General features: G+C 63.0%; 7 protein-coding genes. 5 read left to right on the forward strand and 2 right to left on the reverse strand.

All coding sequences use genetic code 11. The annotated features are described in order from the left end of the window. Positions 1 to 350 precede the first annotated feature (350 nt). Both EXZ48_RS33705 and EXZ48_RS33710 read left to right on the forward strand, forming a co-directional pair. Positions 351 to 1,214 (forward strand): xanthine dehydrogenase family protein subunit M, encoded by an 864-nt coding sequence (locus EXZ48_RS33705; RefSeq protein ID WP_130521399.1) that lies wholly within the window; start codon positions 351 to 353, stop codon positions 1,212 to 1,214. Positions 1,215 to 1,312: 98 nt separating this feature from the next. After that, positions 1,313 to 2,533, forward strand: a complete 1,221-nt coding sequence (locus EXZ48_RS33710; protein WP_130521401.1) for an MFS transporter — start codon at positions 1,313 to 1,315, stop codon at positions 2,531 to 2,533. 68 nt (positions 2,534 to 2,601) lie between these two features. Here the strand turns inward: EXZ48_RS33710 and EXZ48_RS33715 are convergent, their stop codons facing one another. Then, the gene (locus EXZ48_RS33715) at positions 2,602 to 3,360 is read right to left on the reverse strand and encodes a TetR/AcrR family transcriptional regulator (RefSeq protein WP_245462432.1); all 759 of its coding nucleotides are present in this window, start codon (positions 3,358 to 3,360) and stop codon (positions 2,602 to 2,604) included. A 26-nt stretch (positions 3,361 to 3,386) separates the two neighbouring features. Here EXZ48_RS33715 and EXZ48_RS33720 point away from each other — a divergent pair, with 26 nt between their 5' ends. Genes EXZ48_RS33720 through EXZ48_RS33730 form a run of 3 tightly spaced genes read left to right on the forward strand, consistent with a single transcriptional unit; the run spans position 3,387 to position 6,697 of the window. Further along, complete coding sequence (locus EXZ48_RS33720) at positions 3,387 to 3,869, forward strand: (2Fe-2S)-binding protein (protein WP_130521403.1); 483 nt, start codon at positions 3,387 to 3,389, stop codon at positions 3,867 to 3,869. After that, positions 3,866 to 6,217: a xanthine dehydrogenase family protein molybdopterin-binding subunit gene (locus EXZ48_RS33725; RefSeq protein ID WP_130521405.1), complete on the forward strand. Its 2,352-nt coding sequence runs from the start codon at positions 3,866 to 3,868 to the stop codon at positions 6,215 to 6,217. Before EXZ48_RS33720 ends, EXZ48_RS33725 begins: the two co-directional genes overlap by 4 nt. A 21-nt stretch (positions 6,218 to 6,238) precedes the next feature. Continuing rightward, the gene (locus EXZ48_RS33730; RefSeq protein WP_130521407.1) at positions 6,239 to 6,697 is read left to right on the forward strand and encodes a CoxG family protein; all 459 of its coding nucleotides are present in this window, start codon (positions 6,239 to 6,241) and stop codon (positions 6,695 to 6,697) included. A 306-nt stretch (positions 6,698 to 7,003) separates the two neighbouring features. On the opposite strand, the gene EXZ48_RS33735 is transcribed toward EXZ48_RS33730, so the two are convergent. Further along, positions 7,004 to 7,537, reverse strand: a complete 534-nt coding sequence (locus EXZ48_RS33735) for a recombinase family protein (protein ID WP_245462433.1) — start codon at positions 7,535 to 7,537, stop codon at positions 7,004 to 7,006. Between the last annotated feature and the right edge of the window lie 37 nt (positions 7,538 to 7,574).

Raw genomic sequence — 7,574 nt, forward strand, 5'->3', positions numbered from 1 at the left:
ATCGCGTTGCCGATCCAAGCCTGAAATTCAGGACAAAGAAATGATTGCGTCCTACGTCAGGTTAAGGCGACGCCACCAATAGAATTGGCGAACGCTCAGCGTTCTGCAGCGGCCCGGTGATGCGATCACTGCCGGGCCGCTTCGCGTTACTCTGCGGCGCGCGCGGTAGCGCCTCGTTTCGGGCTTTTTCCGGCTGATGGTGATCGGTGCCGATTTAATCGCAAGCGCTTGACAAGGGAAAAGTGACCAAATGGTCACTTTTCCCTTGTCAAGCGCGCTCATTCCCGGCATTTATAACCAATTGGTCACGAATTGCGCCGAGGGGCCGCTCAGGCCGAAATGGGACAAGCATGAAACCATCACCTTTCGGATACCGGCTTGCGGAAAGTCTTCAACACGCGCTGGAGCTCCATTCGGAATCTGCCGGCGACGCGATCTGGCTCGCTGGCGGCCATAGCGTCGTACCCTCGCTGGCCCTTCGCCTGCAGGCGCCCGCCGTCCTGGTCGATATTTCCCGCCTGCCCGAACTCTCCGGCATCACCTACGACCATTGCGGTCTACGCATAGGCGCGCTTACGCGGCACGCCAAGATACTCTCTCACCCGCTTGTCGCATCCCATGCCCCGATGCTGGCCGAGGCGGCCCGTTTCGTGGCACATCCTGCGATCCGGAACCGCGCGACCTTCGGCGGCAATCTGGCGCTTGCCGATCCGGCCTCGGAATTTCCCGCGGTCGTGCGATGCCTGGGTGCCGTTTTCGATATCGTCGGCCCTGAGGGCGAGCGCGAAGTGTCCGCCGAGGATTTTTTCCTCGACCTCTATACGACGGCAATCGAGCCCGGCGAGATCCTGCGCTCGATCCTGATTCCTCCCGCGCCGCTCGGAACCCTGACGGCATTCGACGAGCTTGCTCGCCGTCACGGGGATTTTGCGATGGTGGGAACCGCTGTGCGGATCGTGCCGCGAGCCGGCGCAATCGAGGACGTGGGAATCTGTTTCCACTCCGTGGGGGCGACACCCATGCGCGCCAGAGCCGCCGAGGAACTCCTGCGGGGCCGCCCGCTGGATCGAGCGGCGATACGGTCGGCGCGGGAGGCGCTCTCGCTGGATCTCGACCCCATGGACGACCCCACCTTGTCGGGCGCGACGCGGCTGCATCTGGCCCGCGTGCTCCTGGGGCGCATCCTGGCGCGACTGGCGGAGCAGATGGACTAGGCAGGCCGCTGGAAGGAGTCAGCGGGCGGGCAACTTGATCAGGAATATTCGCAAGGACGGTAAGCGCGAGACAATCGCGCCATCAAGGGAGGACAAACATGGACAATACGCAAAGCGGCACCCCACATCGATGGAAGGTGCTCCACATGACGTTTCTGGCCTATCTCTACGATAGTCTGGATCTTCAGATTCTGGCCATCTGCATGCCGGTCATCATCGCCGCGCTCGGTCTTTCGCTGACCGATGCGGGCCTGCTCGCTTCCGCAACTATGATCGGCACCGCGCTCGGCGGGGTGATCTTCGGTTGGGTCGCGGAAAACTGGGGTCGCAAGAACGCCGCCGTCATCTGCCTGATCGAGTTCGGCATCTTCACCGCCGCCGTCTATTGGGTCACGTCCTGGGAGCAGCTCATGGTGCTGCGCTTCCTGCAGGGCATCGGCATGGGCGGCCTCTGGGGGCCCATCGTGGCGCTCATCGCCGATCACTGGGCGCCGCGCTACCGCGCCAGAGCGGCCGGCTTCATGCTCTCCACCTTCGCGCTTGGCGGTATCCTGGCTTCGCTGATGGGGCGCTATCTTCTCGCTGACCTGGGCTGGCGGATGCTGTTCGTGATCACCGGAACCGCGGCGATCGTTGGCATTCTCTTCTGGCTCATCGTTCCGGCAGATCCGCCACGTCCTGCAAAGGCCAAGCAAAAGCGCATCGGTTTCGGCGGCCTCTTTACGCCCGACATCCGCATGCTCACGATCGGCGCGACGATCGCGGCTGCCTGCCAGATGGGCGGCTTCTGGGGTGTTTCCTCGTGGATCCCGACCTATCTCGTGCAGGTCCGAGGGCTCGACGTGGCATATATGAGCCTGTTCTCGGTGGTGATCTTCTCGGGCGCCTTCGTCGGCTACTTCGTCTTCGCCTGGATCGCCGACCATATCGGCCGAAGGAACGCACTCATGCTGGCATTCCTGGCGGACACGATCATCGTGCCCCTCTATGTGATTGTCCCGGACGCCGAACTGCTGTTCTGGCTGGGGCCGCTCATGGGCCTGTCGTTCGGCGGGGTGTTCGGGCTCTTCGGCGCCTACTTCGCCGAACTCTTCCCGCAGGAAATCCGGGCGATGGGTTCCGGCTTCGCCTTCAACATCGGCCGCGGCATCGGCGCCGTCGTCACCCCGGTCACGGTGGGAGCCATGGCCAAGGCGCAAGGTCTCGCCTTCGGCATCGGCGCCTGCTCGATCGTCTTTTTCATCGGCGCCATCACGGTCTGGATGATGCCTGAAACGCTGAAGCGTGAAGCCGAAGCCGGGGCTCCGAAAAGCGCCTGAACCAATGATCGCCCGGGCTCCGGCCATGCCGGTGCCCGGGCGATCTCATTTTCTGGCAGGTGTCTAGTTCAGGCGCCTTCGGCCTGCATCTGCGCCCTTATCCCGGCCAGGAACGCACGGGTCGTCCGGGTAACCGTACCCTCGATATCCTCGGGAACTCCTACCTCGTATATGTATTTGCGGATGGCGACGTAAAACACGCCGCCATGGAGCGCCCAGAAAAGCTCCTGCTCGGCTTCGGACGGAGACCGCTCCGGCAGCCCGAGATCGTGCCGCATCTCCGCAACGGCGGGCACGATCACGCGGTCCCTGATGATGCCAAGATAGCGTTGCGGAAGTCCGTAGGACTTCAGGCCGGACGAGATGAATATCCGCACCCAGTCATATTCGAAAACGCGGTCGGCATATTCCCGATAGAAGCGCACCATCCGCTCTTCGAGCGGCAGGCTGCGATCCGCGATAAGCCCGTTCCAGCTTTCGCGCCAACGGCTGGTATAGACCTGTGCATAGACGCGCTCGATCAGATCTTCCTTGCTGGCGAAGTGCCGGTAGATCACGGCATGGGAAACGCCCAGTCGCGTTGCCAGCTCGCGGGTTTGCCCTTCAAAGCCGCACTCGGCAAAGAAGCGCACGGCCCCTTCGAGAATCTGCTTCTCGCGATCCTCCGAGCGCATGTTCTTGCGGCGACGCGTTTTTGCAGGCGGCTGTTCCATCGAATTGAACTCCGGAAGTTGCCGCGAGCTATAGCCTTTGCGCAGGAAATGACCAACCCGTCTTTTTTTCTTGCATGAAGCGGCATCTCCTGTAATTTGTAACCAAATGGTCACAAATTGAATTTTGATCGGGAGAAGCGATGAAAATGCCCCTGGAGCTTCGGGTAAACGGCGAGGAGGTAGCGGATTTTATCGAACCTCGCACGACCCTGGCAGACTTTCTGCGTGACAGGTTGCGGCTCACCGGCACGCATCTCGGCTGTGAAATGGGCGTGTGTGGCGCCTGCCTGGTACTGCTGGACCGAAAGCCTGTACACGGCTGCCTCGTCCTGGCGATGCAGGCCGCCGGAAGCGAAGTCGAAACCATTGAATCCCTGTCCGAAAGTGGTGCGATCGCCGATCTTCAGGCGGCGTTCCATGAGCGCAATGCCCTGCAGTGCGGCTACTGCACGTCCGGCATGCTGATGACGGCACATACGCTGCTGTCGGAGACCCCTCAACCGGACCGCGAGGCCATTCGCATCGCTCTTTCGGGCAACTATTGTCGCTGCACCGGTTACGAGGCGATCGTCGACGCCATCGCCACCACTGCCGCACGGCGCGCGGCTGAGGTCTCGACATGAGGGAACGTCCGACACATATCGGCCACCCACATCGCCGCGAAAATGCCCTGCGTCATCTGGCCGGGCGGGGGAATTACGTCAGCGACCTGCAACTGCCCCACATGGTTCACTCCGCATTTCTGCGCAGCCCCATGGCTCATGGCCGCATCACCGCGCTCAACGTCGAGGCTGCCCGCACGGCCCCCGGCGTCATCGCGGTCTTTACCGCCGCCGACCTGAACACCCGTTGCGAAAGCTGGACCAGCCATCTCGGCCACTTCGCGGGCATGGTCAGCACACCACAGAACATCCTCGCCGAGGAGGAGGTTCTGTGGGTCGGACATCCCGTGGCAATGGTGGTGGCCCGCACCCGCGCCGAGGCAGAGGATGCCTGCGAGTTCATAATGCTCGAGCTGGACGACCTCCCGCCGGTATGCGGGGTGGAAGCGGCATTGGACCCGGATATGCCAGCGGCCGTTTCGAGCCTTTCGGGCAATCTGTGCTTCAGGAACGAGCTGAAGACCGATGGCGTCGAGGACGCATTCGCTGGCGCAGCCTTGGTCGTCGAAGGCGAGTACACATTCGGTCGCCACACGGCCGTCACCCTCGAGCCACGGGCGGTCGTGGCCGACTACAACCCAGCCACGGGCCAGTTGACCGTCCACCATGGAACCCAGACGCCATACCAGTTCCAGGATATCTATGCGCGCCAGTTCGGTCTTGCCGACAACAAGGTACGCGTGATCGCACCGGATGTGGGCGGCAGCTTCGGAATGAAGCTGCACCTCTACAATGAGGAAATGGCCGCCGTCGCGGCCTCGCTGATCCTGCATCGCCCCGTGCGCTTCCTGGCGGACCGGCTGGAAAGCTTCGTGACCGACATCCACTCTCGCGACCATCATGTCCGCGCCCGCATGGCGTTGGACAAGGATGGAGCGATCCTTGCCATGGATGTCGAGGATTTCGCACCGATCGGCGCCTTTTCTGCCTATCCCCGCACATCTGTGGTCGAGGGAAACCAGGCTTACCGCCTGATGGGCGCGCCCTACCGGATGAGGGACTATCACGGGAAGCTGACGGTCCTGTTCCAGAACAAGGTGCAGACCAGCCAGTATCGCGCCGTGGGGCATCCGATCGCCTGCCAGGTGACGGAAGAGCTGCTGGATCAGGCCGCAGGCAGGCTGGGCATGGACCCCTGGGAGATCCGCGCCCGCAACGTCGTGCCGGACGACGCCTATCCCTGCAAGTCGGCAACCGGCTACCAGTTCGAAAAGCTCTCGCACGAGGCAAGCCTTCGCAAGATCCGCGAAATGATGGACTACGAGGGGCTGCGCCGTGAGCAGGCGGCGCTTCGCGAAAAGGGCATTCATCGCGGCATCGGCCTTGCGACCTTCGTGGAGATCACCAATCCGGGCGTCGCCTTCTACGGGGTCGGAGGTGCACGCATCTCTGCCCAGGACGGCGCCGTACTGCGCCTCACGCCGGGCGGAGAGGTCCATTGCGCCATCTCGGTCACCGAGCAAGGCCAGGGAACCGAGACGATCATCGCCCAGATTGTCGCCGATCAGCTTGGTGTCCGTCCCGATCAGGTCAAGGTCACGACCGGGGACACCGACACGACGCCGGCCGGCGGCGCGACATGGGCCTGCCGCGGCGCGGGCATCGGCGGCGAGACGGCCCTGCGGGCGGGACGCAAGCTGGCCGAACGCATTCTCGATATTGCCACGGCGATCCTGCAGGCCGACCGGGCGAGCCTTGCGCTACGCGACGGTGCGGTGGTCGATGCCGGGACGGGCACCGTCCGCATGCCGCTGGCCGAGGTCGGCCGTATCGCCACGTACCGCCCCGATACCTTGCCGAAGGGCATCGACAACTCGCTGACGGTCGCCCAGCATTTCGCCCCGTCGGGCTACCCCTTCGGCTTCACCAACGGCGTGCAGGCAGCATGGATCGAGGTCGATCCGGAAACTGGCCTCGTGAAACTGCTGAAACATTGGGTGGTCGAGGACTGCGGCACGGTCATCAACCCTCTTCTCGTCGATGAGCAGATCAGGGGCGGGGTCGTGCAGGGCCTCGGCTCGGCCCTCTTCGAGGAGTGTCTCTACGACGAGAACGGGCAACTGCTGAACGGTTCGCTCGCGGACTACCTCGTGCCCATGGCCTGCGAGATGCCGGACATCGTCATCGGCCATATCCAGACACCGACAGAAGACACGATCCTCGGCGCCAAGGGGGTTGGCGAGGCCGGTACGGCGGCCGCAGGGGCCGCCGTGATGAATGCCGTAAACGACGCGCTTTCACCATTCGGTGCGCGGTTGATGCAAACACCGATGACGCCGGCCCGCATCCTTGCGGCGCTCGGCATCTGACGGACACACAGGAAGAACAGCATGGAACTCAACGGAACATACGAATTGAACCTGCCCCCGGAAGTGGTCTGGTCTGCTCTGTTCGATGCCGAAACGCTGGCCAGCGCCATTCCCGGCTGCGAACGGCTGGAGCAAACCGCGGAAAACGCGTTTTCCGCCACGGTGAGGCTGAAGATCGGCCCCGTTTCGGCAAAATTCAATGGCGAGGTAGAGCTGTCAGAGATGATCGCCCCGCAATCGTGCCTATTGTCGGGCAAGGGATCGGGCGGGATCGCGGGCTTTGCCAAGGGATCGGCCCGGCTCAATCTCGCTCCGCGGGATGGAGGAACCATGCTGACCTATACGGCCGACGCCGCGCTCGGCGGCAAGCTCGCCGCTCTGGGCAGCCGCCTGATCCAGTCGACCACCAACAAGCTGGCGAACGAGTTTTTCAGCAGATTCAGCGAGGTCCTGAACAACAGGGCCAATCAGAGCGCCTGATGGCAACGCTTGCCTCTTGGCACCAGCGCAACTGGCGCCGGAAGGCAACGCGGCCCGGCCTGCAGCAATGGGCCGGGACCGGCGAAAGCCGTTCCCATGGAATACCAGTCAGCAAGCTCCCGGCTCCAATCGAAATGACCATCGCATTCTTTGCCCTGACCTGCCCCTTGCGGCCTCCGCCACTGGAGCATTGGTAGAGACGGGATAGCATGTCGCAGCAAGCGACATGCTATCGACCGCTTTCAGCCGCCGTCAGGTCCACCCTGACATTTGGGGGTCGGAACAAGGTCTGTTCAAAATCCTGCGCTAAGGTCGAACGGACCGTGACCCCTCGTCTCGAACCCGCATAATGGTCTGCCGGCTGGTCGCGAATTTCCTTGCTATCGCCGAAACGCTCATGCCCGTCGCGAGATCGTTGCGGACACCCTGCTTCTGTTCATCGCTGAGCGTGAAGGGTCGGCCGAGGGTCTTGCCTTCCGACTTGGCGCGCTTGAGACCGGATTGCGTCCGCTCGATCAGCAAATCCCGCTCGAATTGGGCGACGGCATTGAGCACATTCATGGTCATGGTGCCGGCCGAGCCGGTGAGGTCGGCGCCGCCGAGCGCGAGGCAATAGACCCTCACGCCCATTTCGGCCAGTGTTCTGACGGTGGTGCTGACGTCGATCGCATCACGTCCCAGGCGGTCGAGCTTTGTCACGATCAGAATGTCGCCGGATTCCAGCTTGTCCATGAGTCGGGAAAAGCCGCGGCGTTGCGCGATGGCGGTGCTGCCGGAAACCGTCTCGGTGACGATCCGGCTGTCAACGGCGGAGTAAAAACCGGCCACGGGGCGGAGCAAAAGTCGGCCACTGCGGCGCCGGCCTGAGACCGCCGGG

This window comes from Shinella sp. JR1-6, from assembly GCF_004284735.1.
Taxonomy (GTDB): Bacteria; Pseudomonadota; Alphaproteobacteria; order Rhizobiales; family Rhizobiaceae; genus Shinella.